A 25,435-nucleotide genomic window follows, 5' to 3' on the forward strand; every position below is an offset into this window, starting at 1 on the left:
CATTTGGCAGGCGGACCGACCCCTTCCTCGGCACGGCGAGCGCGTTCACCCTCAATCCAAAGGACTGCTGCGTGCAAGCTCACTAAAAGGATTGAGGCGCAACTAACTTAGTCTAGCGCTACGCCCTTCGTGACTTTTTACTTTGCTCGGAAGATGGAGCTGAAGCTCCGGCTTCCGAGGGAATGCGTGATGAAGAAAAACTAGAAAGCGGGTCAAACAAACGACGTCGCTGCAGGAGTGACTCGCTGCGTTCGCGGATATTTTCCAACAAGGTTCCAAGCGCCTGAGGGGTCGAGCGCGACCATCTCTTGAAAAGAGCTCACACGGGAGATTGCAGCAGACGTCGACGAACGGGTCTCCTCGACGGCATCTCAATCGCCGACGCCACAGGCTTGGAGCGCTCTCCTCCCTCCAGGTCAGGAAGAGCCTCCGCCGACCGGGGCTATTCCGCACTAGGAACGAATGCCTGCTCCTGGCGTTGCGACAGGATGATCGAGCCCATTTCAATTCTCGTCGAAGACGCTATCCAAATCGCCATCCAAATCGCCTGGGATTTTCTCGAACGTTCGGGAGAGATCGGCGACCCCTACACGGCAGGCCGCTTCCTGACGAAGACCATCGACGAGATGGCTGGCAACGGCGAGCATCGTAAGATCATGCTCGCAAACCGTGCCATTGAGGTCTATCGAAGGCACAGGCGAGCGGTTGCGGCATGATCAATCCCAATTGTCCGATCTGCCGCGGTCTGGGCTGGGTGTGTGAAAATCATCCGCACCTCGCGTGGACGGCGGAGCCGCACGGCTGTCAGTGCGGGGCAGGGATGACGTGCGAGTGCAACAAGTCCGACTACATCGACAAGGGCGTTGAAGAGCCCGACGTGAACGGCGTGCTCGATGAGAATCCGCCCGCCGAGAGCTAGCGTCGCGCTGCCTTCTTGCGCCGATTGTAGGGTGAGCGGTTGACGGGCCGCAGCGAAATGCCCTCGCGTTGCGCCTTGCTTGCGATTGAGCCCTTTGGTCTGCGCATCTTCAGGCTGATCACGCCTGTCGGCGTGTTCGCCTTCGCCAGTGACCGCAACTGCTTCACTTCCTTATCCGTCCATGGTTCGCGCGAACGGCGCTTGTACTTCGGGTTTACCTTGCGCGCTCCCTTCTTGCCGATTGGCGATCCCGGACGCTTCCACGATGCAACTGCCATTTGCGATCCTCCTGCATCGTTAGGCTCGAATCGGGATCTTTGTTCCTAAGGACACTCAAAACAAAGGATGCAGGTCACGTCGCCCGTGGTACGCCGCGCGGCGTGGTTTGGCAGCGTCGGAGAGTTCGTAGCGCATGATTCGACCCGTTCGGTTCGAGATCTGAAACATAACGCGGCAGTCGGTTCAATGAGTCCGCGTGTGTTTGCCCACGGGGCGGTCGCGATTTGCCGCGAAAGCGAAAGCATTTTGCTCAATTTGAATTTGAGCATGGCCCTGAGTCGACATTCGCTTCTGCACCGGCCTCGCCGGATCTAACCCAGCGGAGCCTGTGGAGGTTGCCGGCCGCCGTCGAATCGTATGGGATGTGATGAGATTGAAACGCCTCGCCTCCGGATCCGATGGCATACGAATAGTATGGAAGTTTGTGTTCGACTAGTCGCGGGATAAACCGTCCTCGGGCGAGCACTCCGGACGGGTGTCGCCGATCGAGTCGAGCATCTTTCGTTCACAGCGTCTTCGGAAGAAACGCCACGCGGCGGATCCTGGCGGGCTGTCTCAAACGCTCGCTCTCAGGCATGCGGATCGACGCGGTCAGACATCCAGCTTTGCTCTGAGCACTCGCGAATGGCGTGGGCGTCCTGCGACACGAAGATCGTCCATCCCTGCAGAGCGCGGAACGCCGGTCGCCTTTCACTCAACATCATCTTCCCCGTCCCGAGCTGCTGACTCAGACCAGGGATTCCGAAATGCCATACTTGCGGTTTGTCCACTGTTCTGCCAGCCTATCTATAAGCCTAGGCAGCCGCCGCGGAGTCTCCCTTCTCGCCACTTGCGACGACCTTGAGCGGACCATCTGGGAGCGGACGCTGCAGTTCTGGATCACCGGCATCGAGTTCGGACGAACATGTTCGATCTCGACATTGGGATCGCAGGTCAGAGAGCCATAGACGTCGATGGCAACCTCGCTTTCCTTTGCTTTCACACTCGTCCAGTTGGTCCCTAGGCTTGCGAACGCGACGAGGAGCTCGCATCCGACGCGAACCAGACCGGCGCTTTCCTCCCCTTCGATCGTGTCGTATTCTGAACGACGTGAGTGGCAAAACAGCACTGGCCGCGGTCGGTAGTTGAAGGCCCGTGGCAACCCGCGGATCTCGGTAATCAGTCCTCAAGGTTGACCACCACTTCCACCTCGCAACCTTTTGCCATGGGCGTCCTGATCATGCTGCCTTTCATCTGCGCGGTCATCAGGTTGATCAAGCGCGTCCCCAGCCCACTCTTGGCCTCGAACGGGCATCCGATTCCATCATCCCGTACCGTGATTGCGACCTGCTCGTTTCGGCTCCGGACATCGACTTCCACGGTGCCCGGTCGTCCGTCCGGAAATGCGTATTTGAAGGCGTTAGTCACCAGTTCGTTGACGATCAAACCGATCGATGCAGCTTGTGAGCTCTTCACAGCGATTTCGTCGCTGGTCACCCGTATCGCAATCGGGCGCAAGCCCCGGTGGAAGTCAGCGAGGCTTCCGCACAACGCCTCCAGATAGGCCGAGAGATCGACCGTGCTGTCAGCGGAGGTGTTGCGCAGCCTGTCATGGACCTTGGCGACCACCTCGATGCGTGCGAGGGCGGAGGCGATCGCCGCCTGCACGGCAGGGTTGGAGTCTGATCGCGCTTGCAGGCGCAGGATCGACATGATTGTCGCAAGGTCGTTCCTGGTCCGATGCGCGAGCTCCATCAGCAGCACGTCCGCGTAGGCCTTCGCTTCCGAGTGCTTCTCCAACGTGGTACGCAAGGCTTCGGTCACCGCCGCGATGGACAGCCCGCTTATCAGGAAAATCAAGAGCGGCAGGATCTCAGCGCTCAAGGGCGGTGGCATAAAGTATCGCAGGGCAAGCGCGGCGCTCGCGCCAGTGGCAAGGAAGCCGGATCCGCGATCGAAGATGACTGAGGCTAGGAAAATGGCCGGAATGAACAACAGCAGCGGATAGGGCTTCAACTGGTCATCCAGCAGGAGCTTGGTCAGGAAAGCCAAGCCGACCAGCCCCAGGCTCAAAAGATACCGTACCCAGACCGGGTAGCTGGGCTTAACTGAAATGAAATGAAGCAGAAGCCGGTCCATGAAAGGCAACGAAGCGGTTGGACGACGTGTTCCTGTCGCACGACGCAGCGCGTGAGCGTGCAGCCCGGACTAAAAGGCCGACGAGTTGTCTTGCCGCTGCGCCAGCGTTCGAATCGCCTAGGAACGATTCAGTAAAGCGTGAGTTCGTCTCGAAAGAAAATTCAGACGAGAAAACGTCAAATTCCAAGACGGTAACGCCATGATGCGATCAGTGGAGAAGCTGAGGCGCGAGTCCGAGCGCAGCCGCGCAGAACTCGCCGTGACGGTCGAATCGATTGAGGGAACAGATATCGGATAAAGCATCCGAGACAAGGTTTCCCCGCAACACGTCAAATCCAAAGTCTTCGATTTGTTAAAGGGAAGACCAAGGGCGGGGTTAAGGCGGTGATGCAACGGGCCTTGGATAATCCCCTGCAGGCAGTCGCTGCGGATACCCAGTCATGGTGCCGCTCCTGCGCTCGGCGAGCGGCTACCACTCCTGACGATAGGCGCAGGTCTTGCCTTAATCAAAAGCTCGCGACGGAGCCGCGGAGGCCATCGCCCCGGCAACAGAGGAAATGCTGGATAAGGCGGCCGAGCGCGCTCAGGCACCGCGGAGCGAAGCCAAAGACCAGTCGCTTCGGTTGAAAGCCGCGCCAGGGACATCGCCCGCGACGCGCAAGGTAAGGCCGCTGGCAAAGCCAACGATCTCAGGAACCAAACTGCGCAGGCCACCACCGCGGTGAGCGACAAGCTCAGGAGCGACGTGCCGGCCGACACGGACACGGCGTCGATCGCGCCGGCAAAGGCCAGTGAGATCGTAGGCGACGATGCCGCGCTGATCGGCGGGTGACTAGGGATCGCGATCGCGCGACCATCGCCGCGGCTCTCTCCCCGAGACCGGAGCCGAGGCGACGGGCCAAGCGAGCGATCGAAGCAGGCGGCAGGGGAGGCGACGCAATCCGGGTTTGAAACGGCCAAGGAAGCGACGATGTCCGCAGCCGACGCAAAGGCGAAGAGCGTCAAAAGGCCGATCTGGACGATCACGCCAGCCGCATGAGGCAAAACAGGTCGAGACGCTCCAGAGAAAATATCATTAGCAATTTAGACCTACCAGAAGACGAATTTCACCTAGAACCAGAACACAGGTTCTTCACAGACCCTGAAAGTTCAGGTGGCCGACGCCCGCACCGAGATGATGCAACGCGCCGGAGATGCACAGCGAGCGTCGATGGTATTGCCCGCGACAAGCTCAAGGAAGCGTCTAACGCAGCCAAGGAGATAGCCTCCGATCGTCGTGGTGCTGATTTGGGTGTACTGCACTCGCAGACCACGCGGTGGCGCGAAGCGGCGGCTCACTGGCAACATTGTGCCGAGTTTTATGGACTTTAAGTCATGACGGCGTTTTAAAGCTCCCGCTTCGCTCGGCCTTGCCCACGTCTTGCTGTAACAAGAGTCGTATGTTGGGGCCTGCGCTTTGTGATGCCCGCTTCCTGAGCGAGCCATTATGCTTGGCGTGGGCGTGCGCGACCTCCGCGCTGATCTGGATGACCGGTGCTCGCATGCGATATTGTCCATCTCTCCCTTCAAGAAATTAAGTGCGTTCGGAGGCGGGATTGATGCTGAGCCGTGCGATCATTCGTATTCGACAGAGAGTCCAATGCCCGTTCTCAGCAACGATGCGTAAATCGAATTTAAGCTCGCCCGTGAGGTAGTTTGCGTCCAGGACGTAGGCGACCGTCATTTCACTATGTGAATCGCGACGATCAGCTTGGTCACGCAGTGCTTGCGTTTCCCCAACGAACGAAAGCGGCCCCAACCAGGGAGCCGCCAACCCGGCAATACGGATTTTCCTCCGGCAGTCGGGGGCGCCTTTGGCCAGCCGGAGCGACAGATAGACGCCCTGGCTTCTCGATGGTTCCTGCCTGCCAAGCGTCTGAGGGAAAAGGTGGCAAATCGCACAGGAGAGCGTTAACAATGGCTCCTGTCGGGTCGCGCCGACACTAGACAACTGGCCTCAGCATCGGCCTCCAGGCCCAAAGGTGCTGAGGCCTATATTTTGGCCGGACACTTCGCCGAATATATTAGGATGATTCACGCGAGTTACTTCTGAAACCGCGACGGGCGTGATGATCTGGCGTACAGGGCAGGCGATTTTCATCCGATATTTTTTCAGCCGAAACGACGACCGCTGCTTCTCGGCCGACAGCGGTTCGGCGATCCAACTCGGTCCCAGCATGATCCGGATGCTGGGGTCTCTTTGATCAGGAACGAAGCAGATGCAGCGGCATTGGTCGCCCTGTTCGGTGCCGTATCGCTATCGGCACTGAGACGGCCAGTTAAAGATTAGCCCAGCTCCCCCCGGTCGTGGGGGGCCTTTTTGGGAACAAAGCTGCAAGGAAGCCCTGCGAAGTGAGAGAACCCAAACGATGCCTAGTTCGGCAAGGAAGTCAAACCGACGGCCATCGAAACGGGATCACGTTGCCATCTGTAGCAAGTGAGACTCGAGCACTCGTTCGTAGACGTGCCGCCTGGAATGGGCGCCAGCGTTATGCAGATAGCTTGATCGCCATTTTCATCAGCGCTGCACAACAGGAGTAGTGTATGTGGAGTCGTTGGGAATCTGCGCTTCGTACTGCTTGGCTTTCTCAAGTAAGGCATCGCGAACTGGACCTTGCGGCAACAGTGCGGCCTGGTGGCGCGCCTCCCTCGCGCATTCAGCGAGTTTACTTGCCAGATCGTCGGTCTCGCGGCTCTTGGCCTCCCGGGCCAAGCGCTCCGCTTTCAACCTTTCGCGGTTCTCATAAAATGCCTCTTGCGCTTTAGCGTAATCGCTCAAAGCTTCTTTCGCTTCAGCCTCTCTGAATACCTTGCGGGCTTCTCTTTCCGCGCCTGAGGGTGTGCTCCTCCGCTCTCGAACGTTGACCATGTTGAACCTCCTTTTCGGGTTCAACAAACTCAACGCTCAGATAGGGATTTCGATCCTGTCGGCCTAGCCGGCTACTTGAAGCTAACGTGATTGCCGGCCCTTTCTTGGCCGGGAGTCCAGAAGGTCGGGCAACGATGTTAGCTCGGGGCGCGGTTCGGGACTTGTCTCGGCGGCAGGTTCGCCCTCGGCTTCAATCCCGCGGCGACGGCTGATCACAAGGCCAATTAGGCCGATCAGTACCAGCATGGCTCCGGCAAGTATAAGCCAATGCGGCAACTCCAACCGTGCTATCGCGGTTTTGATCATATCCACCACGACTCTCGACCCGCTGGCTCAAGTTGAATTTCGGTCGCGTCTGACCTTCTGAAATTCCGCCGGTCCTTTAATGAGCCGACGCTTACGACTGGCTTGGTCCTCTGGACTAGCTGCGGCCTCGGCCATCCCGCCGATCGCGTCTCCGGCCAATTCGCGGGCGCGTTGCTTCGTATCTTTGCGCTGTCGCCTGTCCTCGCTCTTTCGAGGGCTCTCGTTTTTTGCGCTCAAACCGATCTCGACCAGCCGGCGGATGGCCTCGGAGCGGGTCGGTTTATCATCCTGCCGAGCAGCCCAGTCGTCGAGTTGAGCCATGAACTCATCAGAAAGGCGAAACGTACGCGACGGGTCTTTGCCAGTCGCCGGGCGGCCTCGCCTTTTAGGTATTCCCTTTTTCATTGATCGCTTCGTATTTGTGCAATACCTTAAATAGGCTTGAAAAACGTGGCCCGCAGTGCGCTTGGCTTAGCGTTCGCATTTGTTTCCGATGGCTCCTTTCGAGGCGGTGCTGACCATTGGACGGCAGGTCAGCAAGGTCTTGCCGAAGGAGAGCGGCGAGAAGCTCGCCGGATCGCATCATGGTAACCATCGAACTTGAGCGCGAGGCGGGTCCGGCGATCCCAAGACAAGTCGTCGCCATCGAGGCCGCCAAGAATCCTGATCTCGTCATCGCGGAATTGCCGGTGATCTAGCCCAGGGGCTATTCGCCCGCTGCACCTCGGCGGTCGCACCCTGAAGAAGCCCATCTGGACGAGATCGTCCGGATGGTGAGGGAGCCCGGTGGCGAAAAGGGCTTGCCGACGAACGAGAAGATCCCTCTATCGTCCCCGCATCACTTGCGATCGGGCTCCTTGGCTGGCGGACCGCTCTTGTTTCCCGGCAGACCTGTGACGTTGGAGGTGTCCTGATGCTGGACGGTCGGATCCTGCTGGTTCGAGCTCGAGTTGGCGCCGATGGTCTCACCCGGCTTGGCGGCTGGACCATTCTTGTTGCCCGGCTGGCCGGCTATACCGGCACCCGAGTTCTGCGCGCTCGGATCGCCGGAGACATCCGGCTTCGTGGTCTGGGCAAGTGCGACGGGGGCGGAAAGCGCCAGAGCAAAGACCAGTGCGCTCGCAATGCACCTCATGGTGAATTCCTCCTCTGAATTCTGCGGCTACTTTCAGCTCGCACGTCGCATTGGCTCGTGCGTTCCTGGAATTGGCCGCGAGGCCGTTCTTTCTTGCGCTGGACCGTTAGCCATCGGCAGCGTCCTGGGCTCTGGGTGGGCGGCGCCTGCCTGAGCCTCTTCTCCCTGCGGCGACCACCCTGGCCCGCTCCTCGCAGAGGGCGCGCAGCTCCTCCAATTCGTCGGCGGAGAGGTGCTCGATGCCGACAAACGAGTTCTGGACGCTTCCGGTTCGGATGAGCTCATCCAGCTTGACCTGGATCGCAGCGCTGTCCCGGTTCTGTGAGTTCTGGATCAGGAAAACCATCAGAAAGGTCACGATGGTCGTGCCTGTGTTGATGACGAGCTGCCAGGTGTCGGAGAATCGGAACAGAGGTCCCGTGACGGCCCAAATGACGATTACAGCGCAGGCCAAGATGAAGGCCGATGCACGGCCGGCAGCCTGCGAGGCCTTGTTTGCGATGGACGCGAACCACCGCCGCGGGTGCCGCTCGCTTTCTTGATAGCGCATGCAATCCTCCTTCTATCGAACCCAAGCCAACGCCCTGATCAGCGCCGCTCACGGGACGAGCGGAGACGCGAGCGTACCGAGGCGTTCGGAGGCGACGGGCGGGTAGGCAGGCCTGCCGGCGGCGAGAAGCCGCCCATAGTGGTCCTCGTAGGTCCGTGCCATCCTGTCTGAGGTGAAGCGCTCTTCGAACCGCGCCCGAACCTTGCGCCGGTCGATCCGTGCCAGCTCCTTCACCGCGCGCATCGCCTCCGCTTCGTTCTCGACAATGAACCCGGTCACTCCTTCGTCGATGACCTCCGGCACCGATCCGGCCCGATAGGCGATGACCGGTGTGCCGCAGGCCATCGCTTCGATCATCACCAGGCCGAACGGCTCGGGCCAATCGATCGGAAACAGCAGGGCCGCAGCGCCGGACAAAAACGACTGCTTCCCCAACTCATCGACCTCGCCGATGAGCTGGATCCGATTCCCGTCGATCTCCGGCTGAATACGCTTTTTGAAGTAGCCGGTTTCGCCTCGAGGGACCTTCGCAGCGATCCGCAGCGGCATGCCGACCGCCCGCGCGATCCGGATGGCTTCCTCGGGCCCCTTGTCCGGCGTGAGCCGTCCGAGGAAGGCGAGGTACGACCCGGGCGCGTAGGATGGCCGAAACAGACCGGCCGGCAAACCGTGATGAACCGTCCCGCACCAGTTCGCGTCCTTGAGCGGAGCGCGCTGGCTGTCGGAAATCGAGACGAAGGACGCCTCCCGAAACTGCCGAACCACCTCGCCGATCCCGGGCAGGTCGAGGCGCCCGTGCAGGGTGGTGAGGAAAGGGATCCCGCACCGGCTGAGGGCGGACAGATGCAGCCAGTCGATGTGCGCATGGATAACGTCGAACTCGCAGGCGCGACGCGAGACCGCTTCGATCAAGAGCGTGCACGCCGTGTTCGGGTCGACGCGCGGGCGCCCGAGCCGCAGGGCGCGCGGCCACACCGCATGTAGCTCTCCGCGCGTCCTGGAATCGCCGCTCGCGAACAGGGTCACCTGGTGGCCTAACTCGACCAGCTCGTTGACCAGCCAAGCCACGACCCTCTCCGTGCCGCCGTAAAGTTTCGGTGGCACGCTTTCGGCCAACGGAGCGATCTGGGCGATCCGCATCGGCCTCCGCCCCTCAGCTCTCGGCGGCGCTGCACGAGGTTGCGCATAGCAGCAGAAGGCCGGCGACAAGCGCGACCAGGACCGCTGCCACCGATAACTGGGCATGTCCGTGCGCTTGTCGGCGACGCGCGAAAACCGCTCTCATGGTGCCTCGCAGACCGACCGCGGTGACGCGGCGGCTCCTTCCTGTGCGTAACGTGCGGTGTCCGACCGCCTCGCTAGGCGACCGGCACCCCATAGTAATCGTCAACCGAGCGCCTCGTTTGTGCGTCCCAATTCCAATTGCTCTCGTCGGCGTATTTGGGAGCGCCGCGGAGCTGGTCCTGGGTGACGCCGATGACGTATCCGCCGAGGTTCGTGTCGTACTTCAGAGTTTGCCAAGGCAGCGGGTAATGATCGTCCCCGATGCCGAACACGCCGCCGAAGCTGAGCACCGCGTAGGACACCTTGCCGCTGACCTTGTCGATCATGACGCGCTCGATGTAACCGGCTTTCTGCCCGTCGGGCCCGTACACGTCCGTGCCTTCGACCTTGTCGCTTCCAATGAGACTGGCGGTCTCCCGATCTTCCATGGCCATGTCGACCTCCTGGAGTTTGCTGTTTCGCGGTCAACGGAAGCGACATCGCATCCGTTCCTAAGGCGGCGACGCGGTGCGCCCGGGGGCGGTCCATGCAGCCTTCGAGGATTTGGCTGCCGGAATCGGCGCGGATCTTCATCGGCTGCACGTCTTAGTGCCGGTGCTACTTCCGGCCCGAGGGTACTTGGGCATTCGAGTTGTTCGGGTTCTTCGGTTGGCCTCGCGATGCCCGATCACGCATCCAGACGCAGCGCCAGGTTTGCCATGCCGGCCATATGGCCGGCGACTCCCCCGACGGTTGCGCCCTTGATGCAGCCCTGCTTCCGCCGGCGATCGATGCGAACGTCAAGAGCCACACCGCTGTCAGGATCGTCGGTGACCAGTCCCGGCAAGAAGACGAATTCCAGAGGATCGGCCCGGGATCACACTCAGGCCGCGTCCAGATTGCCCTTTGCCGAGACCGACAACGAGGCAGCACGTCGGAGCCGCCCGGTCTCCTCGCTGCCGCACCTGGAAAATCTGAAGGTGATCTGGGGCTGCGCGAGCATGTCCTTCTGAGAGCCGACGGCCATCGGCCAAGCACCGCATTTCGGACAGTTCACCAGATCATTCGTTTCGAGCATCGCGCGGCTCCTCAAGCTGCGCCTCGTAGCCCCGCCATGGGCGAGGCGCCTCAGTTCCCAAGATCGGCCTGTACTTCGATGAGTATTTCGAGTGCGGTTTTCGTCATTTGGGCGGCTGCAAGCCGGTCGATTGCAACCAGTCGCTCAGGTGAGTGCCCGTCTCGGCAACGCCAGCTCGCCTAAGCAAGCTTTCGCGTTCATGCTCCAGCCGGAAAGTGACGGTCCTGCTCTTTACCGCCGCGCGGTCAAGGAGGCCAAGAAACAGGCGCACCTGCTCCAACTGATCGGGATCGCAAGGCGTGGCTCCGGATCGCGCGGGAAGATCCCGTCCACTCCGAGGGCCAAGGCGAGGAAGCCAAACCAAAGGACTAACTCGCGGCGTCCACCATACCCGTCGAGGGGGCATTTCTGCTGCAATGCCCGCCGCACACCCCAATGAGGTAGTAGCGAGTTTGCCGCGACTCTAGCTCGCTCCGACGCTACTGCCGCTCTCTTCACGATCGGCCTGTCCCTTTGTCAGCGATTACGTTGGGGGGACGCCGAACTCGCGCGGTGGCACGCGCTGATCCAGATCACCCTGTTCGGCGCCGCGCTGACCAAGCCGCGCTCGCCGGCTGGCGGGTCGGAGGAACGATTCAATAAAGCGTGAGTTCGCTTTCAAACAACAATGACAAAGCAGCGAAGCCATGACACGATCCCTTGAGGAATTAAGGCGCGAGTCCGAGCGGAGCCGGGCGCAGCTTGCAGCGACTGTCGATCGCTTGAGAGAGCAGATCAGCGATACCACAGAAGACCTCCGCCACAAGGTCTCGCCCGAAGCCATTAAGTCTGAAGTCTCCGAGTTTGTCAGCCGCAAAACCCAGGGCTGGCTCGACAGCCTCAAGCAGCGAGCCCTGGAAAACCCGCTGCAGGCGATCGCGGCTGGGACTGCGGTTGCCGTGCCAGCCCTGCGGCTGGCACGGGGCCTCCCGCTTCCCCTCCTCATGATTGGCACGGGCCTCGCCCTAACTTCGAAGACCGTACGGGCCCGCGCAGCGGAGGCAGCGGCTCCGACGGTCGAAACGGTCAAGGAAGTGGCGGGTGAGGCTGCCGAACGTGTCCAGTCTTTTGGCGAGCAGGCCACCGACATCGCAGGGGAGGCTCAAGCAGGGGCGGCCGGAATGGCCGACGACCTGAAGGATCGGGCGGCGCGGACCACGGATAAAATGAGGGCCGACATCGATGCCGCCTCGGAAAGCGCGAAAGACAAGATCGAGCAAGTTCGCTCGACCGTTCGCGACAAGGCGGCCGCGGCTCCGGAAACCGCCCGGCAGATGATCCATGACAATGCTGCCCTGATCGCTGGCCTGGGGGTTGCGATCGGCGCAATCATCGCAGCTTCCCTTCCTGACACCAAGGCGGAAGCTGCCGCAATCGGTAAGGCCAGCGATAGTGCCAAGCGCGCTGCCGGAAAGGCCGCCCAGTCCGGATTCGAGACAGCAAAGGATAGTGTGCTCTCTGCGGCCGATGCTGCCGCAAAGAGCGTGTCCCAGGCGGATCTCGGCAAACACGCCAGTCGCATGACCCAGGATATGTCCGAAAAATTGAAGGAAGCGGCCGACGACATCGTCACGGCGGCATTCATCCTTCTCGAACCGAAGAGAAACCGTCATGAGCGAATTTGATACCCATATCCGGCAAGCCGCTTCTCAAGGGCAGGACGAGGCCTCCCCGCAAAATTTCAAGGATCAGATCGCCGATGCAGGCGCCGATGTCAGGCAACGCGCAGGTGATGCGCTGCGGGCTTCAACGGACGCCGCGCGCGACAAGTTCAAGGAGGCGGCCGACGTTGCCGCGGACGTGGCGGAGGGAGCGGCGGATCGCTTCCAGGACAAGGCCGAGGAGCAGCAGCGCTCCGGAGCGGATTTCGTAAACCGGCTCGCGGGAAATATCCGGCAAGCCGCCCATGCATTTGACAACGATGCGCCCTTTGCCGCGCGCGGCATCAACTCCGCCGCCGACTACGTCGAAGACGCGGCCGAGAAAATCCGCAATGGGACCTTCCGCGATCTCGTCGATGGGACGTCCGATTTTGCGAAGCGCCAGCCCGCCGCTTTCCTTGGACTGTCGGTCCTCGCGGGCTTCGCAGCCGTGCGTTTCTTTCGAGCCTCTGGCAAACCGACCTCATCCTCACAAGACGAGGATGCGTCATGAGCACCCAATCCGACCTTCGGACCATCTCAACCCTCTTGGGTGATGCGCTTTCTCAGTTTGCAAAGCTCTTCCAGAACGAAGTCGATCTCGCGAAAGCCGAGCTCGGCGAGAACCTTCAGCAGGTTGGTTGGGAGGTCGGCTTCTTCGCAGCCGGGGCGGTCCTGGTTGTTCCTGCACTCGTCATGGCCCTGTTCGCGCTGTCGGCCGCCTTGATCGCTAGTGGCTGGTCGCAATCGATCTCCTACCTTGTCTCAGCAGTGGTTGCCGCGGTGTTGGCGGGCGTCCTGTTTGCGGTGGGCATGAACCGCCTTGACGCCCGGAAGCTGGCGCCTCGCGAAACGATGCGGCAGCTCGAAAAGGACAAGGACACCGTGAAGGAAATGGTCCGATGAGTGCTACCGAAGTCAATTTCATGCAAAACCTCAGGGAAGCGGTTCGCGAGAATCCGCTTGCTGCTGCCCTCATCGGCGGCGGTGCGCTGTGGCTCTTGATGGGCCACGAGAAGCTGAAGAGCGCGGCGACAGCACCGCTCGCCAACGTCAGCGCCAATCCGCGGTCGAACGCACCTAAATTCACGAACAGTCCGCCGACCGCCCCGGAAATGGATCACGGATTGTCGCAGCACGTTGGCGACACCTTGCGCGAGAGCACGAGAACCGCGACCGACGCTGTATCGGGCGCTGCAGACATGATCAAGGACCGGTTCGACGAAGGCGTAGCTTACGCGCGGGAGAATTTCACCAAGGTGAGTGAGACGCTGCCTCGGAAGGAGACCATTGCACAAGTGCAATCGTCTTTTTCCGACCTGATCGAGAGACAACCGTTGATGCTCGGCGCCATCGGTTTGGCCCTCGGCGCAGCCGTCGCTGGCGCATTCGCCACATCGGGTCTCGAAGACAAATGGGCCGGCGAAGTCAGCGACAAAGTAAAAGAGGATCTCAACGCGCGCGCCGGAGCCGTTTCACAAAGCGTCCGCGAGGCCTCCGACACGCTTAAAGCCGAACTCGGTGACGTCGGATCCGAAGCCTTAGAGCGTCTGCAGGAGACAGGCCGTAGCGCCATGGATGCAGTGCGGGGGAAGGTGAGCGCAGCGCACCTCGAACCGACCGGCGCGCCGAACCGCGACAGCGACCTTCGCATAGTTGGCCAACAAAATTGACATCGGTCCTTTAAGGGAGAAAGCCATGAGCCGCGGAATGCCATCCTTGACGGCTTTGCTCGGTCTGCTCGCTATTGCTGGCTACCAGAACAGGGACAAGCTTGCGGAAATTCTCAGCGGAATCGGATCTGGCAACCAGACCAGTGGACAGCCGCAAGCCGGGTCGGGTGGAGGCCGGCTCGGCAACCTATCGGGCATGCTGGGCGGCGCTGGCGTGGGCGGTCTATTGAATAGCGGGCTTGGAGAGCTCCTCGACCGATTCAAGCAGAATGGCCAGGGGGATGCCGCTCAATCGTGGATCAACGACGGGCCGAACAAGGACATCTCGCCGCCTCAGCTGAAGCAAGCGATTGGACCGGAGATCTTAGCTACGCTGGAGCAGCAGACCGGCCTTCCGCAGGAAGAGCTGCTTGCGAGGCTTTCGCGTGAGCTTCCGGCGGCCGTGGACAAGTACACGCCCGGTGGCCGCCTGCCCGACCGGAATGCATAACCTTCCAGGAATCGCGAGGAGCACATGATGAGCGTGATATGGACGATAATTATCGGCTTTGTCGCGGGGGTCGTTGCCAAGTTCATCATGCCTGGCGACAATGAGCCGTCGGGATTTATCCTCACGACCGTCCTTGGCATCGTCGGGGCATTCGTTGCAACTTTTCTTGGGCAGTCGCTCGGATGGTACCGCCCTGGGGAGGGAGCTGGGCTCGTCGGCGCGATCGTCGGGGCGATCATCGTGCTGCTGATCTACGGGTTTGTCGCCGGAAGGCGCAGGACCATTTGAGCAACTCTGCCGCACGTTCGCAGGAAGAGGTGGACGCGTTGATTGTAGGCGCGGGCCCCGGTGGGCTTATGACCGCAATCTACCTTGGCAGGTTCAAACGAAAGGTCGCGATCATCGACGCGAACGCCAGCCGTGCAGCGTTGATTCCCGAGAGCCACAACCTGCCAGCATTTACACACGGAATTTCGGGTGTCGAATTGCTCGCGCGCATGAGGGAGCAGGTGGCGGCACTCGGCATTCACCTTGTCGAGGGCAGGGTAGATACCCTCTCCAAAGAGACGGGCGGCTTCGTTGCCTCTGTCCGCGGCACCAACATTCGAGCAACCAAAGTCGTGCTCGCGACCGGTATCGTCGATCGACATCCTCCCATGAAGGACTGGGTGAGTGCCGTCGCGCAGAGCCTGCTCCGTTATTGTCCGATATGTGACGCCTTCGAGTCGTGTGGCAAGAGGGTAGGAGTAGTCGGGCCGCTGGATCATGCCATCGGCAAGGCACGGTTTCTTCGCGGATTCACAGGGGAGGTCGTGCTCATTCCAATCAATGACATCCAGGAGGGGAAGGGCTCGTTGGTTGCCAAGCCGCACGAAGCAGAGGTGCAAATCACGGCAGCCTTGGCGCGCCTTGAAACGCGTGACGGCCAAATTGTTGCACGGTTGGTCGACGGTTCTTCGGCTGAATTCGACGTGATCTACGCCGCCATGGGGAGCGAGGTTCGTTCGGAGCTTTCGCTTGCGTTGGGAGCAGATCATACAGCGGAAGGATTTTTGACCGTGGATCAGAAGCAGCAGAGCACGATCAGCGGTCTCTACGGCGTTGGCGACGTCGTCAGCGATTTGCACCAGATATCCGTCGCCTTCGGGCACGCTGCCGTCGCAGCCTGCCACATCCATAATGAGCTGCCGCTGAACTATTCGTAGATGCCCGCGGGTATCTAAGTCTAGCCCCCGGCCGGCAATACTATTCCGCCTGCTCGAGTGTGGCGGGCATTCTTGCTACCGACATCAGCGATCGGGCGACCTGGTTGAGTAGCTGATCCGAATTCTCTTCTTCGGCCAGCGACTTCGACAACAACGCGACGACGGCGCTGTGGCGAAGTTGCTGGGCGAGGTTTTTCGCTGTCGTGTAAGCGGAGATCTCATAGTGCTCCACACGCTGCGCCGCGCCGATCAGAGCGAGGTCGGCGGCCGCGTCCTCCTTCTTTCTGCCCTCGGCGATGATCTCCTGGCCTTCCTCGACAAGCCCCATCATGCCCTTGCAAGGTTTCGCGCGCGCGGACTTGCCGAGCCGCTCGAAGCACTCATTGATACGCTTCACCTGATTTTCGGTCTCAACGAGATGTTGCTCGAACAGCTCACGGAGCTGATCGAAGCGAGCTGCCTCCGCCATCTTCGGGAGCGCCTTGGTTAGTTGCTTTTCTGCGTGCAGGATGTCGCGGAGCTCATCGACCAACAGGTCACTCAGGCCGGCCTGCTCGCTCGGGGACGAACTCTCCGCGACGATCGCTGTCGAGACGTCGGGGTCGGCCTGAATCGCCGGGGATTCCGTGAAGACCCAGCCGTTTCCTTCATTCCATGGCCCGCGGGCGTCGATCTCGCCGTGGTCGCCCGTGCCGGTGGAATCGTTGAAGAACTGATCGACCAGCCCGGGCGTCGGCGCGATGCGGCCGATGCTGAAGGCCGGCTTGCTCATGCTCTCGAGCGCCAGCGCGAAGGCCTTCATGTGGGTTATCTCGCGGGTCATCAGGAACTGCAAGGCATCCTTGCTGCCGGCGTCGTCGCAGAAATTGATCAGCCGCTCATAGACGATCTTCGCGCGCGCCTCGGCGGCGATGTTGCTCCGAAGATCGACGTCGAGCTCGCCGGTGATCTTCAGGTAGTCGGCCGTCCAGGCATTGCCTTGGGAATTGAAAAGGTTCACGCCACCGCCGCCCGCGATCGCAATCAGGGGATCGGCTTCGGCCGCCTGGCGATCGAACTTCGCCGGCTGAAGGTGCATGCGGGCGAGGGTGCCCACGATTTCGAGATGACTCAGTTCTTCGGTGCCGATGTCCATCAGCAGGTCTTTGCGGTCCGGGTCCTCGCAGTTCAGACCCTGGATGGAATATTGCATCGCGGCCGCGAGCTCGCCGTTGGCGCCGCCGAACTGTTCAAGAAGCATGTTGCCAAAACGAGGGTCCGGTTCGTCGACGCGGACAGTGAACATCAGCTTCTTGACATGGTGATACATGGAAGGCCTCGGAGTTAGAGGGGTTATCAGCCCGAACATTGGTCGCTGGCGTTGGTTCCTACTCACGACGGATTTGCCCTTCCGGCGATTTGCGCCGAGACCGGCCGGCGGTCGCGAAGAGTAGCGCAGAGTTCGACGGGAACATTGGCCCTGGAGGGAATGGTGAGAGTACCTCAGGGACACAGCTCAGTCGTCGCGGGTGCCATAGCCACGGCCCATTTCAAGGCCGGCGACGAGATTTTGAAGAATACTTTTGCGAACAACGGATTCGAGCACTTCCGACCTATAAGTCGCCGTTGACGTTCGGTCCAACGGCCGGGATGGATCCGGCCCGCGTGCCGCTCGAACCTCGCTGACGGAGGAAGAGCGCATGAGCGCCTGGATCGATGTCAATCTCGTAAAGGTCACGATGGAGTACGTGGGCACGAGCGACAGGCCGCGTCAGTACGTCCCAACATTTGATCGGATCGCCGAGTGGGAGTCCGGCGGTGGCAAGCGGCAGAACATACCAGCCGCTGGCTGACGGCACCATCCGCCCGAGGAGTGGCGGTCCGCCCATCCTCTGCAGAGCCGGAAGCCGTCAGTCGCTGCGCGCTGCTCCAAGCGTGACAGCCATTCTGGCGCCCCGCGCCCCCATCAGCTTCGGCGAACCGGTCGTGGTATCGCGCGCAGTCTGATGCTCCATCTCCGCGTCCAGCTCGGCTCCGATCAGAATGACGATGGCGGAGATCCAGAGCCAGGTCATAAAGCCGATCACTGCGCCGAGCGAGCCATAGGTCTCGTTGAATTTCCCGAAACCGGACGCATACCAGGAGAACAGGGCGGAAGCACCGAGCCAGAGCACCGCGGCTGCAGCGCTGCCCCAGGTGATCCAGCGCCAGCGCCGCGCCTCGCGGCTCGGTCCGTAACGATAGATCAGTGCCAGCGCCACCGGGCAGGAATCCGGAAACCTGGGCCAGATGCCCGGCGATGGCGGTCGGATCCTAGAACAGGCCGTAGATCGCGACCAGAGCCGCGAGCGCTGGAAAGATCGCCAGCAGGCTGTAATAGGTCATGCCCGCGGCCAGCGCCAACATCCGGTGCTCGGAGATGTTGGAATAGACCCGCAGCAGAATGTCCTTCCATCCGCGCGCCGGGATCTCGGAGGGCGAACTCGCCTGCCGGCCGCGGTCGCTATCGCCTGCCGTTTCGGGAGCAGCCGTGTCTCGGGACCCGTCTCGCGATGGATTTCTTCCTCCGGGGATTTCGACAGGGCGGCTTTCTTCCGGGATCAGTACGGCAGTCAGGGCCGCTGCCATCAGAAGAGCCACCCCCGAGATGATGGGTCCAACTGTCCGGCCCAGCCGACCGTTCTCGCTCGCCGGCTACAACGTGTCTTCCAATCTTGGCCGCAGTCGTCATTGGCTCGGCGCGGCCCAAGGCTGCCCCTTCGGGCAACCGCCGTCATGGCGGAACGTTCCGTTCCTCCGACCCACAGCTAGGCTGGCGGTCAGCTGGCGTTTGAGAAGCTGGGCAACCGCGGTGACGAGCTGAGTCAGTGCGAACGCTTGGTGAGAAGGATGCTGTGGGCCAGGCCGAACCTGGCCCGGTCCTTCGCAGCCGTTCCGGTCATGTACACCACGGGAGCGAGTCCCAGCTGGTCATAGCGCCACTGAGGTTTACGTCGGTCACGAGCGCCCGGAATATGGCGTCGTCGCCGTTGAGAAGCGTGACCGCGTACTCCGCGGAGGAAAGGACTTCCGGAACGAAGCCAACTTCAATCGGTGCGTCCTCCAGCATCTGCCGCACCAACAGGTCATCCTCCGCGATCAAGGCGTTGTTCAATCGCTGTCTCTCGCTCGACAGTCTACGCGGCAGTGGTCGGCCATGGCGCGAATTGTCGGCTCCCGCTTCGCTTTGCGCGCCCGGATCTCGACCAAAGGACAAAGGGAGGACCTTGTCGGCAGGTGACGCGTTGGAAGGGTACTTACCTTTCCGATCCTTTGAGACATGTTCAAAATAGCTAGCTTGTCAGCAAGGCGCCTTAGCCGTAGGCCAGGCTTTCCGGTCACTGTCCGGCCGACCAGATCGGATGTCGTCGTCGCGCGCTCTATCGCCCGCAACACCGCGCCGGCTCCGGAACTGGTGGCCCGCGCCCTGACCTGGGGCGCCGACGAGAAGGTTCTGCTGGCCCTGGCAGCCGTCGGGTGGCTTGCCTCCCGCGGGTGCGCGACGCCGCTGCGGCGCGCAGGTAACCACGCTTTGCTCGTTACAGTTGCTGCGTCACTGCTGCCCCATGGTTTGAAACTTGTGTTTGAGCAAACCCGGCCAGACCGTCGAACGGTGATTGGGCACGTCCACGGCGTCCCCATTTCCGGCAAACGAGAGGATGCTTTTCCCTCAGGTCACGCGCTGCATATGGGTGCGCTGGCATCGGGGGCCAGCGCGTTGCCGGCTGGCCCCCGGCGGGCGTTTCTGGCGCTTGCGGCCGCGCTGTCGCTGACGCGCATTGTGATCATGGCGCATTGGGCGAGCGATGTCGTGGCCGGCTTCGCGCTTGGCGCGGTGCTTGAACGGGCCCTCCGGCTGTGGACCGGCTACCCGAACGGCGTTTCAACGGAGGACGATCATGCCGACTCTTGAAGACCTGAAGGGATACGTGGAGCGCGCAACCGGTTTACAGCGCCCCGGGAAGCGCAAGGTTATGGATCTCGAGCGGGTGCGAAAACCTCACACTGTCAGGTTCAGGGATGACGGTCTCGTCCCGAACCATCCGCGATGGCCGCTCATTATCTATCGAAACGCTGTCGCTTTCGATAACCGCCTGGATGCCGCGGCGGTGATCGAAGACTTGTTTGAAGCGAACGGATGGGGAGACACCTGGCGGGACGGCATCTACGACTACGTGCATTACCACTCCAGGATCCATGAGGTGCTCGGCGTCGCGCGCGGCAAGGGCCGCGTTCGGTTCGGCGGCAACAAGGGGAGGATCTTCACGCTGAAGGCTGGCGACGTCGCGGTTCTCCCCGCCGGCATGGGCCATCAGGGCCTTGCAGCGGATGATGAGTTTCTCGTCGTCGGGGCCTACCCGCCGACCGGCACATACGACGAGTGCACGACCGTTGAAGACCGTCCGCGGGCGCTAAGGACGATTCCAAAGGTGCCGCCACCGCGCAAAGATCCAGTCTACGGGGCCGGCGGGCCGCTCGCCAAACTCTGGAAGCGAGCGAAATGACCGAGTACGTCATCCGCTTCCTCCTCGGGGGCGCCGTCGTATCAGCCTTCGCGATGCTCGGAGACCTTCTGCGCCCCAAGAGCTTCGCCGGCCTGTTCGGAGCAGCGCCCTCGGTCGCGCTCGCCACGCTTGGAATCGCGGTGTACCAGCACGGGGGCAACTACGCCGCCTTGCAAACCCAGGCGATGATTGCGGGAGCGATTGCGCTCGCCATCTACAGTGTGGTCGTCTGCCATCTGCTTGTCCGCGCAAAGCTACGAGCAGTGACGGCTACGTTGCTGTCACTCGTTGCTTGGCTGGTCGCCGCCTTCGGGCTGGTCATCTTCGCTGGAGTTCAGACGTGAGCCCGATCAGGTTTTCGCCGTCATCTCTCAAGGAAGGCCGCTGGTACGAATATCTGATCCGCTTCGCACTCGGCGGCGCTGCGACCGTCTTTACTGGCCTCGTCAGCAGCCGCTATGGAGCAGTCATCGGTGGCGTTTTTCTTGCCCTTCCAGCCATATTCTGCGCGAGCGCAACGCTGATTGAGAAGCATGAAATCCGCCGCAAGCGCGAAGCGGGTCTCGCTGGTAAGCGCCGCGGGCAAATGGCGGCCGCCGTCGATGCTGCTGGCGCTGCGCTCGGTGCGCTTGGCATGCTGGCCTTTGCGGTCGCATTTTCTTTGGCGGCGGACATCAGCATCGCGGCGGCCTTCCTGGGCGCATCATTTGCGTGGCTCGCTAGCTCGGTGGTGGCCTGGTACGTACGGCGCAAGACGCGCTCAGTGCGGAGTGCGCGGACCAAACAAAGAGCTAAGGAGACCCCGATTTCGCGAAGCCACTGAAGTTGACCTTACGAGCTTGGCATGACGCGACCGCAAGTATTCGAGCCGCTCCCGATCGGGATGCCGTGCCTTGCAACCGGCGACGGGGGAGGAACCGTGGCCAGTGGCGCGTGTTGGTTTAAGCCGCTTAGTTGCTCGCGGCTTGTAAGGCTCAGGATGGCGGACGAAACGAACACTGGCATTGCCGCTCACGGCGCCTCTCGCCTCCCGTGGGTCGAGATCGACAGTTTCAACCTCGAACTGAAAGATGAGGAAGAATTCTTAGGCGATCGCGCCAGCAAGGGTGCCTTTCGAGAAACTCTCGAAACCTGGCGAAAGCCGTTGCGCAAATCCGGCGAAGACCCATTCGGGAAGGAACGTTCTGAAGACGTCAGCAAGAAAGAGCTCGACGCTGCCCTCGGCGGAGACGACCCTGACGCCTCAGTAGTCGTCCATAGCGCCGTTGAGGACTTCGCAGAGGAGCTCGCTCAGGTAACGCGCCGCTTCCTCAATACCAGGGCCTGGGACAAAACCGAGCGCATCGTGGTGGGTGGCGGGCTTCGGGACAGCCGGCTTGGCGAACTCGCCATCGCACGCGCCGAAATCCTCCTCAAAGCCGACAACTTCAAGCTCGAGATGCTCCCGATCCATTGTCACCCAGATGACGCGGGCCTTATCGGCGCACTATATCTCGCTCCTTCCTGGATCTTCGAAGCTCACGATTCCATCCTTGCCGTTGACATCGGAGGCACGAACATCCGCTGCGGCGTCGTGGAAACACGCCGTAAGAAGGCGCCGGATCTCTCCAAGGCATGCGTGTGGAAGTTCGAGTTATGGCGGCATGCCGACGACGAGCCGTCCCGTGAGAACGCCGTGAAGCGGCTGGTCAAGATGCTCAAAGGATTGATCGCGAAGGCGGAAGACGAGGGTTTCAAGCTCGCGCCGTTCATCGGCATCGCGTGCCCCGGCGTCATCAAGAGTGACGGCTCGATCGAGAAGGGCGCGCAGAACCTGCCCGGAAACTGGGAGAGCAGCAGGTTCAATTTGCCGGCCAGTCTCGTCGAAGCGATCCCTAAGATCGGCGAGAACGACACGGTCGTCATCATGCACAACGATGGCGTAGTGCAGGGACTGTCGGAGGTCCCATTCATGCAGGACGTAAAGAGTTGGGGCGTACTGACGATCGGCACCGGCCTCGGCAACGCCCGCTTTACAAACCGAAATGGGCGCGAACGCTGAAGCTATGGCGAGAACGCTACTGAAGGCCCCCAACAGGCGAGCAAAGGTTAAGCTGCTGAAGGTTGCCCTTGAGTACGAGCAGCTTGTTCTCCGCTCCGAGAAAGCGCAAGCGCGACCTGAAACCAGCCAGAATGCGGTGCCAGCGCTATGAGAACAGTCGACGAATACCTTCAGCTCTCGCTGCACTACAGAAAAGCAGCTGCAAGCACCGCCGACAGACACGCGCGCTACCAACTTGAAATGCTTGCCCGGAGTTATATGACGCTGGCTGAATCTACGCGGGTTTTGGAGCAGACAGCGCCCGATCTGAGTCAGGACAAGTAAGGCCGCGGCAAAATAGAGCAAATGTCCTGACGCAAACCATGGAAGTTTGGATCTGGCCAGTACCTCGGCCGATCTTGCAGTGCCAGGCTGTTCCTCCTCTCGGCGAGGACCCGCGACGATCAGTATCTCGCGCTCGGTTCAAAGAAGTCGACTTACCGCTTGTTAGCGAGGTTTCAACGAAGGAACCCTGCGGACCTTCGCGGATTTATCACGGGAGCAAGGATTTTGCGCTCGGCGGAACGTACGCGTTCGGTAGCAGACGGCGTCGCTGGCTCAAACTGCGAAGAGGGCGCAGACGCTCACCCGATCCACAGAGTTGAAGGAGGCACGTGGTGACCCAACCGACTGAAAAGGAAATTGAGAAGCGCGCCTATGAGCTATGGGAGCGAAGCGGCAAACCCGAAGGCAGGGAGGAAGAATTCTGGCGGTTGGCGGAGCAGGAGTTGCGAAACGAGGACAAGTCATCTCCCCTCCGCACCCCAGACAGCCTGTAAACAGAGAAGAAGCGCTTAACCGGATGTCTCATTCCGCAGCAGCCGAAACCATATTGCTGTACTTTGTGCTGCCTCTTTGGTTACTCGCCGGCTTTGCTGATTACCTTTGCCATCGCGCTTCTCGGATTGAGACGACGAGCGGCTATAAGGAAACACTGCTTCATCTGTTGATGTTGATCGAACTGGCGATACCATTGCTGGCGGCAATTTTTTTGGAAATCAACGCTCTCATTATTGCGGTAATGGTCGTCGGTTTTGTTACGCATCAGCTGACAGCCCTCTGGGATACAACATTCGCCAGCCATAAGCGGCGCATCACGCCCATCGAACAGCAGGTCCATAGTTTTCTTGAGCTGATGCCTCTCATGGCGATGGGTATCGTCATTATCTTGAGCTGGCCACAATTCCTCGGCCTTTGGGGGCTGGGTTCTGAGCCCGCACGTTACGAACTCGTTCTGAAGCGAGAACCATTACCTTGGGCATACGTGGCGACGTTCTTGTTCGCAGTCCTGCTGTTTGAGGTCCTTCCGTACATGGAGGAATTCGTTCGAGGCTTACGGTCGCGGAAGAGGGCTTAACTCCGAACGCGGAGGACCATCAATGAAGGTTGCCGTCATCGGAGCGACAGGACTGTTGGGCTCCGCTATTGTGGCTGACCTATCCTCGCAAGGCCATTCAATTGTTTCGATGAGTAGAGCGCCGGAATCGGGTGTCCGGGCGCGATCTCGATCGATCTCAACGAGGCAACGTCGCCCTCTTACTGGCTGCCCATCTCGACGGCGTAGAAGCCGTAGTGAATTGCGCCGGGGTGCTCCAAGATAGCCCAAAAGATTCCACGTCGATGGTCCATCATCAGGGGATTGCGAATCTTTTTGCCGCCTGCGAGCAACTCAAAATCCGCCGCGTTATCCATTTCTCCGCAATTGGCGTAGACCGGCAAACCCCCAGTGCGTTTTCAGAAACGAAGTTATCCGGCGACAAGGCTCTGATGGCGCGTGATCTCGATTGGATCATCTTGCGGCCATCCGTCGTAATCGGTCGAGCGGCCTATGGGGCTAGCGCGCTCATGCGAGGCTTGGCGGCCCTCCCAATGCTGCCGGTGATGCGGAATACGGGACAGCTCCAGATAGTCCTGCTTGAGGACGTCGTTCGAACCGTGCAAGCATTTTTTACAGTCCGGAGCGCCCACACGGACAGTTGTCGAACTGGTCGGCCCGCATCGCCATTCTTTCCTCGAAGTCATTGCATTGATCCGGGGTTGGTACCGCTGGCCTCCAGCGCACGAGATCCGTTTGCCGAACTTTGTTTCGATCGTAATGTACAAATTCGGTGACATGATTTCGCTGTTGGGCTGGCGGCCTCCGGTACGAAGTACTGCCGAGCGGGAGATCAGGCGAGGGGCGGTTGGCGATCTTGAAGGCATGCAGCGGCTTGGGCTGCGTCCAAGAGGCCTCCCGGAGTTCTTCGCCTCCGAACCAGCTTCAGTGCAGGAACGCTGGTTTGCGCGGATGTATTTGCTCAAGCCAGCAATATTTATTGTGGTGTCTCTATTCTGGATCTCCACCGCCTTTGTCTCCCTTGGTCCGGGCTGGGGCTACGGTATGGGTCTCATGGGCGAGGGCGGCGTCGAAGGAGCCAGCGCGGCGCTCACGGTGATCGCCGGCGCATTATCCGACCTCGTGATTGGACTCGCCATTGCTTATCGGCCAACCAGCCGGTACGGACTCTACGCGGCCATCGCTATCTCCTTCACTTACGCGATCATCGGGACCATACTTGTGCCTCGCCTATGGGCCGATCCTCTGGGGCCGATGCTGAAAATCTGGCCGATTATCATCCTGCATTTCGTAGGGCTTGCTGTTCTTGATGATCGATAATGCTGTACTTCGTTCTCAAATACTTACATGTCGTCGGCGCCGCGGTCCTGCTTGGCACAGGATCCGGCATTGCGTTTTTCATGCTTGCAGCGCACCTCGGCGGAAAACCCTCCGTTATCGCGGGCGTTGCCCGAATCGTTGTGATTGCGGACTTTATCTTCACAGCCACTGCCGTCGTTGCACAGCCAATCACAGGCTCGCTGCTTGTGTTGCACGTCGGCTACTCCTTCTGGGAAGGATGGATCGTTTGGTCGATGGTGCTGTATGTCATCATGGGGGCACTTTGGTTGCCCGTCGTTTGGATGCAAATGCGCCTTAGGGATCTTGCCTCAATCGCGGCGACAAAAGGCTCGCCTTTGCCTCCTGAGTATCACCGGATTTTCTGGCTGTGGTTTGCCTTCGGCATTCCAGCTTTCATCGCCGTGGCCGCTATAGTCTGGCTGATGATAGCCAAACCTCAACTTGCTTTGTTTGATGTGGGAGTGATTGCTGAGCTATCCTTGACGCTCAAGTCAGTTGCGTAGGGTAGGCACGCGAGAGTGGAGTGGTCGCCGAGGCAAGGCGCAGGCAGGC

33 protein-coding genes and 1 pseudogene are annotated in these 25,435 nt (G+C 60.7%); 21 read left to right on the top strand and 13 right to left on the bottom strand.

The features are described 5' to 3' along the window. The first annotated feature begins 488 nt into the window (after positions 1-488). Together ACVWY5_RS07210 and ACVWY5_RS07215 are read left to right on the top strand one after the other, a co-directional pair. On the top strand, positions 489-716 hold the full coding sequence (locus tag ACVWY5_RS07210; protein ID WP_051376329.1) for a hypothetical protein: 228 nt from the start codon (positions 489-491) through the stop codon (positions 714-716). Further along, positions 713-919 (top strand): hypothetical protein, encoded by a 207-nt coding sequence (locus ACVWY5_RS07215; protein ID WP_028337233.1) that lies wholly within the window; start codon positions 713-715, stop codon positions 917-919. Before ACVWY5_RS07210 ends, ACVWY5_RS07215 begins: the two co-directional genes overlap by 4 nt. On the opposite strand, the gene ACVWY5_RS07220 is transcribed toward ACVWY5_RS07215, so the two are convergent. The 10 genes from ACVWY5_RS07220 to ACVWY5_RS07265 form a co-directional block, all read right to left on the bottom strand. Next, positions 916-1,197: a hypothetical protein gene (locus ACVWY5_RS07220; RefSeq protein WP_028337232.1), complete on the bottom strand. Its 282-nt coding sequence runs from the start codon at positions 1,195-1,197 to the stop codon at positions 916-918. The two genes, ACVWY5_RS07215 and ACVWY5_RS07220, sit on opposite strands and share 4 nt — an antisense overlap. A gap of 1,159 nt (positions 1,198-2,356) precedes the next feature. Continuing rightward, positions 2,357-3,316 (bottom strand): sensor histidine kinase, encoded by a 960-nt coding sequence (locus ACVWY5_RS07225; protein ID WP_028337231.1) that lies wholly within the window; start codon positions 3,314-3,316, stop codon positions 2,357-2,359. A 2,557-nt stretch (positions 3,317-5,873) separates the two neighbouring features. Beyond that, positions 5,874-6,224 (bottom strand): hypothetical protein, encoded by a 351-nt coding sequence (locus tag ACVWY5_RS07230; RefSeq protein WP_152977397.1) that lies wholly within the window; start codon positions 6,222-6,224, stop codon positions 5,874-5,876. Between the two features lie 333 nt (positions 6,225-6,557). Then, complete coding sequence (locus ACVWY5_RS07235) at positions 6,558-6,851, bottom strand: hypothetical protein (protein WP_244481712.1); 294 nt, start codon at positions 6,849-6,851, stop codon at positions 6,558-6,560. 517 nt (positions 6,852-7,368) lie between these two features. Then, a complete protein-coding gene (locus tag ACVWY5_RS07240; RefSeq protein ID WP_028337229.1) occupies positions 7,369-7,665 on the bottom strand; it encodes a hypothetical protein in 297 nt (98 codons plus the stop codon). A gap of 106 nt (positions 7,666-7,771) precedes the next feature. Continuing rightward, positions 7,772-8,215 carry a low affinity iron permease family protein gene (locus ACVWY5_RS07245; protein WP_028337228.1) on the bottom strand — a complete coding sequence of 148 codons (444 nt, stop codon included), beginning with the start codon at positions 8,213-8,215 and terminating at the stop codon, positions 7,772-7,774. 48 nt (positions 8,216-8,263) lie between these two features. After that, positions 8,264-9,355 (bottom strand): glycosyltransferase family 4 protein, encoded by a 1,092-nt coding sequence (locus ACVWY5_RS07250; protein ID WP_028337227.1) that lies wholly within the window; start codon positions 9,353-9,355, stop codon positions 8,264-8,266. Between the two features lie 218 nt (positions 9,356-9,573). After that, complete coding sequence (locus ACVWY5_RS07255) at positions 9,574-9,933, bottom strand: PRC-barrel domain-containing protein (protein ID WP_028337226.1); 360 nt, start codon at positions 9,931-9,933, stop codon at positions 9,574-9,576. Positions 9,934-10,166: 233 nt separating this feature from the next. Beyond that, entirely contained in the window at positions 10,167-10,325 is a 159-nt protein-coding gene (locus ACVWY5_RS07260; protein ID WP_431016697.1) for a hypothetical protein, read from the bottom strand. Positions 10,326-10,361: 36 nt separating this feature from the next. Further along, positions 10,362-10,556, bottom strand: a complete 195-nt coding sequence (locus tag ACVWY5_RS07265) for a hypothetical protein (protein WP_028352355.1) — start codon at positions 10,554-10,556, stop codon at positions 10,362-10,364. A 686-nt stretch (positions 10,557-11,242) separates the two neighbouring features. Between ACVWY5_RS07265 and ACVWY5_RS07270 the strand changes: the two genes are divergently transcribed. From ACVWY5_RS07270 to ACVWY5_RS07300, 7 genes are read left to right on the top strand one after another with little or no spacing between them, the layout of a single operon-like run. Continuing rightward, positions 11,243-12,220, top strand: a complete 978-nt coding sequence (locus ACVWY5_RS07270; protein WP_028337225.1) for a hypothetical protein — start codon at positions 11,243-11,245, stop codon at positions 12,218-12,220. Next, complete coding sequence (locus ACVWY5_RS07275) at positions 12,207-12,749, top strand: hypothetical protein (protein WP_028337224.1); 543 nt, start codon at positions 12,207-12,209, stop codon at positions 12,747-12,749. The genes ACVWY5_RS07270 and ACVWY5_RS07275 overlap by 14 nt, the downstream gene beginning before the upstream one ends. Then, on the top strand, positions 12,746-13,141 hold the full coding sequence (locus tag ACVWY5_RS07280) for a phage holin family protein (protein ID WP_028337223.1): 396 nt from the start codon (positions 12,746-12,748) through the stop codon (positions 13,139-13,141). The genes ACVWY5_RS07275 and ACVWY5_RS07280 overlap by 4 nt, the downstream gene beginning before the upstream one ends. Further along, entirely contained in the window at positions 13,138-13,908 is a 771-nt protein-coding gene (locus ACVWY5_RS07285) for a hypothetical protein (RefSeq protein ID WP_051376328.1), read from the top strand. Before ACVWY5_RS07280 ends, ACVWY5_RS07285 begins: the two co-directional genes overlap by 4 nt. A gap of 25 nt (positions 13,909-13,933) precedes the next feature. Further along, the gene (locus ACVWY5_RS07290; protein ID WP_028337222.1) at positions 13,934-14,398 is read left to right on the top strand and encodes a YidB family protein; all 465 of its coding nucleotides are present in this window, start codon (positions 13,934-13,936) and stop codon (positions 14,396-14,398) included. A gap of 27 nt (positions 14,399-14,425) precedes the next feature. Then, positions 14,426-14,686 (top strand): GlsB/YeaQ/YmgE family stress response membrane protein, encoded by a 261-nt coding sequence (locus ACVWY5_RS07295; RefSeq protein ID WP_028337221.1) that lies wholly within the window; start codon positions 14,426-14,428, stop codon positions 14,684-14,686. A gap of 29 nt (positions 14,687-14,715) precedes the next feature. Next, positions 14,716-15,603 (top strand): FAD-dependent oxidoreductase, encoded by an 888-nt coding sequence (locus ACVWY5_RS07300; protein WP_028337220.1) that lies wholly within the window; start codon positions 14,716-14,718, stop codon positions 15,601-15,603. 40 nt (positions 15,604-15,643) lie between these two features. Here the strand turns inward: ACVWY5_RS07300 and ACVWY5_RS07305 are convergent, their stop codons facing one another. Continuing rightward, complete coding sequence (locus ACVWY5_RS07305; protein ID WP_028337219.1) at positions 15,644-16,912, bottom strand: DUF892 family protein; 1,269 nt, start codon at positions 16,910-16,912, stop codon at positions 15,644-15,646. A 370-nt stretch (positions 16,913-17,282) separates the two neighbouring features. On the opposite strand from ACVWY5_RS07305, the gene ACVWY5_RS07310 reads away from it, so the two are divergent. Further along, entirely contained in the window at positions 17,283-17,435 is a 153-nt protein-coding gene (locus ACVWY5_RS07310) for a hypothetical protein (RefSeq protein WP_160321700.1), read from the top strand. 57 nt (positions 17,436-17,492) lie between these two features. Here the strand turns inward: ACVWY5_RS07310 and ACVWY5_RS07315 are convergent. Both ACVWY5_RS07315 and ACVWY5_RS07320 read right to left on the bottom strand, forming a co-directional pair. Then, a pseudogene (locus ACVWY5_RS07315) lies at positions 17,493-18,210 on the bottom strand (YihY/virulence factor BrkB family protein). 310 nt (positions 18,211-18,520) lie between these two features. Further along, positions 18,521-18,736 (bottom strand): hypothetical protein, encoded by a 216-nt coding sequence (locus ACVWY5_RS07320; protein WP_152977396.1) that lies wholly within the window; start codon positions 18,734-18,736, stop codon positions 18,521-18,523. Positions 18,737-18,901: 165 nt separating this feature from the next. Here ACVWY5_RS07320 and ACVWY5_RS07325 point away from each other — a divergent pair, with 165 nt between their 5' ends. The 11 genes from ACVWY5_RS07325 (at position 18,902) to ACVWY5_RS07375 (ending at position 25,386) form a co-directional block, all read left to right on the top strand. Continuing rightward, positions 18,902-19,534, top strand: coding sequence for a phosphatase PAP2 family protein (locus ACVWY5_RS07325; protein ID WP_038377906.1), 633 nt, complete (start codon positions 18,902-18,904; stop codon positions 19,532-19,534). After that, positions 19,521-20,126 (top strand): cupin domain-containing protein, encoded by a 606-nt coding sequence (locus tag ACVWY5_RS07330; RefSeq protein ID WP_028337216.1) that lies wholly within the window; start codon positions 19,521-19,523, stop codon positions 20,124-20,126. Before ACVWY5_RS07325 ends, ACVWY5_RS07330 begins: the two co-directional genes overlap by 14 nt. Further along, positions 20,123-20,470, top strand: a complete 348-nt coding sequence (locus ACVWY5_RS07335; RefSeq protein ID WP_028337215.1) for a DUF3147 family protein — start codon at positions 20,123-20,125, stop codon at positions 20,468-20,470. Before ACVWY5_RS07330 ends, ACVWY5_RS07335 begins: the two co-directional genes overlap by 4 nt. Beyond that, positions 20,467-20,949 carry a hypothetical protein gene (locus ACVWY5_RS07340; protein WP_028337214.1) on the top strand — a complete coding sequence of 161 codons (483 nt, stop codon included), beginning with the start codon at positions 20,467-20,469 and terminating at the stop codon, positions 20,947-20,949. The genes ACVWY5_RS07335 and ACVWY5_RS07340 overlap by 4 nt, the downstream gene beginning before the upstream one ends. 156 nt (positions 20,950-21,105) lie before the next feature. After that, a complete protein-coding gene (locus ACVWY5_RS07345; RefSeq protein WP_038377905.1) occupies positions 21,106-22,167 on the top strand; it encodes an ROK family protein in 1,062 nt (353 codons plus the stop codon). A 656-nt stretch (positions 22,168-22,823) separates the two neighbouring features. Then, positions 22,824-22,985: a DUF2934 domain-containing protein gene (locus ACVWY5_RS07350; protein ID WP_080667266.1), complete on the top strand. Its 162-nt coding sequence runs from the start codon at positions 22,824-22,826 to the stop codon at positions 22,983-22,985. A gap of 23 nt (positions 22,986-23,008) precedes the next feature. Beyond that, positions 23,009-23,563, top strand: a complete 555-nt coding sequence (locus ACVWY5_RS07355) for a hypothetical protein (RefSeq protein WP_028337213.1) — start codon at positions 23,009-23,011, stop codon at positions 23,561-23,563. Between the two features lie 22 nt (positions 23,564-23,585). Next, on the top strand, positions 23,586-23,807 hold the full coding sequence (locus ACVWY5_RS07360; RefSeq protein ID WP_321177077.1) for an NAD-dependent epimerase/dehydratase family protein: 222 nt from the start codon (positions 23,586-23,588) through the stop codon (positions 23,805-23,807). Then, on the top strand, positions 23,794-24,318 hold the full coding sequence (locus ACVWY5_RS07365) for an NAD(P)H-binding protein (RefSeq protein ID WP_321177078.1): 525 nt from the start codon (positions 23,794-23,796) through the stop codon (positions 24,316-24,318). The genes ACVWY5_RS07360 and ACVWY5_RS07365 overlap by 14 nt, the downstream gene beginning before the upstream one ends. Next, positions 24,278-24,862: a DoxX-like family protein gene (locus tag ACVWY5_RS07370; RefSeq protein ID WP_321177079.1), complete on the top strand. Its 585-nt coding sequence runs from the start codon at positions 24,278-24,280 to the stop codon at positions 24,860-24,862. Before ACVWY5_RS07365 ends, ACVWY5_RS07370 begins: the two co-directional genes overlap by 41 nt. After that, positions 24,862-25,386 (top strand): DUF2269 family protein, encoded by a 525-nt coding sequence (locus ACVWY5_RS07375; RefSeq protein ID WP_051376327.1) that lies wholly within the window; start codon positions 24,862-24,864, stop codon positions 25,384-25,386. The genes ACVWY5_RS07370 and ACVWY5_RS07375 overlap by 1 nt, the downstream gene beginning before the upstream one ends. The last annotated feature ends 49 nt before the right edge of the window (positions 25,387-25,435 follow it).

The sequence above is a fragment of the Bradyrhizobium sp. USDA 3256 genome, assembly GCF_054058275.1.

Bases quoted from the DNA above. Each gene is read 5' to 3' on its own strand.
- ACVWY5_RS07210 (WP_051376329.1), top strand. From the start codon at position 489: ATGATCGAGCCCATTTCAATTCTCGTCGAAGACGCTATCCAAATCGCC.
- ACVWY5_RS07215 (WP_028337233.1), top strand. From the start codon at position 713: ATGATCAATCCCAATTGTCCGATCTGCCGCGGTCTGGGCTGGGTGTGT.
- ACVWY5_RS07220 (WP_028337232.1), bottom strand. From the start codon at position 1,197: ATGGCAGTTGCATCGTGGAAGCGTCCGGGATCGCCAATCGGCAAGAAG.
- ACVWY5_RS07225 (WP_028337231.1), bottom strand. From the start codon at position 3,316: ATGGACCGGCTTCTGCTTCATTTCATTTCAGTTAAGCCCAGCTACCCG.
- ACVWY5_RS07230 (WP_152977397.1), bottom strand. From the start codon at position 6,224: ATGGTCAACGTTCGAGAGCGGAGGAGCACACCCTCAGGCGCGGAAAGA.
- ACVWY5_RS07235 (WP_244481712.1), bottom strand. From the start codon at position 6,851: ATGGCTCAACTCGACGACTGGGCTGCTCGGCAGGATGATAAACCGACC.
- ACVWY5_RS07240 (WP_028337229.1), bottom strand. From the start codon at position 7,665: ATGAGGTGCATTGCGAGCGCACTGGTCTTTGCTCTGGCGCTTTCCGCC.
- ACVWY5_RS07245 (WP_028337228.1), bottom strand. From the start codon at position 8,215: ATGCGCTATCAAGAAAGCGAGCGGCACCCGCGGCGGTGGTTCGCGTCC.
- ACVWY5_RS07250 (WP_028337227.1), bottom strand. From the start codon at position 9,355: ATGCGGATCGCCCAGATCGCTCCGTTGGCCGAAAGCGTGCCACCGAAA.
- ACVWY5_RS07255 (WP_028337226.1), bottom strand. From the start codon at position 9,933: ATGGCCATGGAAGATCGGGAGACCGCCAGTCTCATTGGAAGCGACAAG.
- ACVWY5_RS07265 (WP_028352355.1), bottom strand. From the start codon at position 10,556: ATGCTCGAAACGAATGATCTGGTGAACTGTCCGAAATGCGGTGCTTGG.
- ACVWY5_RS07270 (WP_028337225.1), top strand. From the start codon at position 11,243: ATGACACGATCCCTTGAGGAATTAAGGCGCGAGTCCGAGCGGAGCCGG.
- ACVWY5_RS07275 (WP_028337224.1), top strand. From the start codon at position 12,207: ATGAGCGAATTTGATACCCATATCCGGCAAGCCGCTTCTCAAGGGCAG.
- ACVWY5_RS07280 (WP_028337223.1), top strand. From the start codon at position 12,746: ATGAGCACCCAATCCGACCTTCGGACCATCTCAACCCTCTTGGGTGAT.
- ACVWY5_RS07285 (WP_051376328.1), top strand. From the start codon at position 13,138: ATGAGTGCTACCGAAGTCAATTTCATGCAAAACCTCAGGGAAGCGGTT.
- ACVWY5_RS07290 (WP_028337222.1), top strand. From the start codon at position 13,934: ATGAGCCGCGGAATGCCATCCTTGACGGCTTTGCTCGGTCTGCTCGCT.
- ACVWY5_RS07295 (WP_028337221.1), top strand. From the start codon at position 14,426: ATGAGCGTGATATGGACGATAATTATCGGCTTTGTCGCGGGGGTCGTT.
- ACVWY5_RS07305 (WP_028337219.1), bottom strand. From the start codon at position 16,912: ATGTATCACCATGTCAAGAAGCTGATGTTCACTGTCCGCGTCGACGAA.
- ACVWY5_RS07310 (WP_160321700.1), top strand. From the start codon at position 17,283: ATGAGCGCCTGGATCGATGTCAATCTCGTAAAGGTCACGATGGAGTAC.
- ACVWY5_RS07325 (WP_038377906.1), top strand. From the start codon at position 18,902: ATGTTCAAAATAGCTAGCTTGTCAGCAAGGCGCCTTAGCCGTAGGCCA.
- ACVWY5_RS07330 (WP_028337216.1), top strand. From the start codon at position 19,521: ATGCCGACTCTTGAAGACCTGAAGGGATACGTGGAGCGCGCAACCGGT.
- ACVWY5_RS07335 (WP_028337215.1), top strand. From the start codon at position 20,123: ATGACCGAGTACGTCATCCGCTTCCTCCTCGGGGGCGCCGTCGTATCA.
- ACVWY5_RS07345 (WP_038377905.1), top strand. From the start codon at position 21,106: ATGGCGGACGAAACGAACACTGGCATTGCCGCTCACGGCGCCTCTCGC.
- ACVWY5_RS07355 (WP_028337213.1), top strand. From the start codon at position 23,009: ATGTCTCATTCCGCAGCAGCCGAAACCATATTGCTGTACTTTGTGCTG.
- ACVWY5_RS07360 (WP_321177077.1), top strand. From the start codon at position 23,586: ATGAAGGTTGCCGTCATCGGAGCGACAGGACTGTTGGGCTCCGCTATT.
- ACVWY5_RS07375 (WP_051376327.1), top strand. From the start codon at position 24,862: ATGCTGTACTTCGTTCTCAAATACTTACATGTCGTCGGCGCCGCGGTC.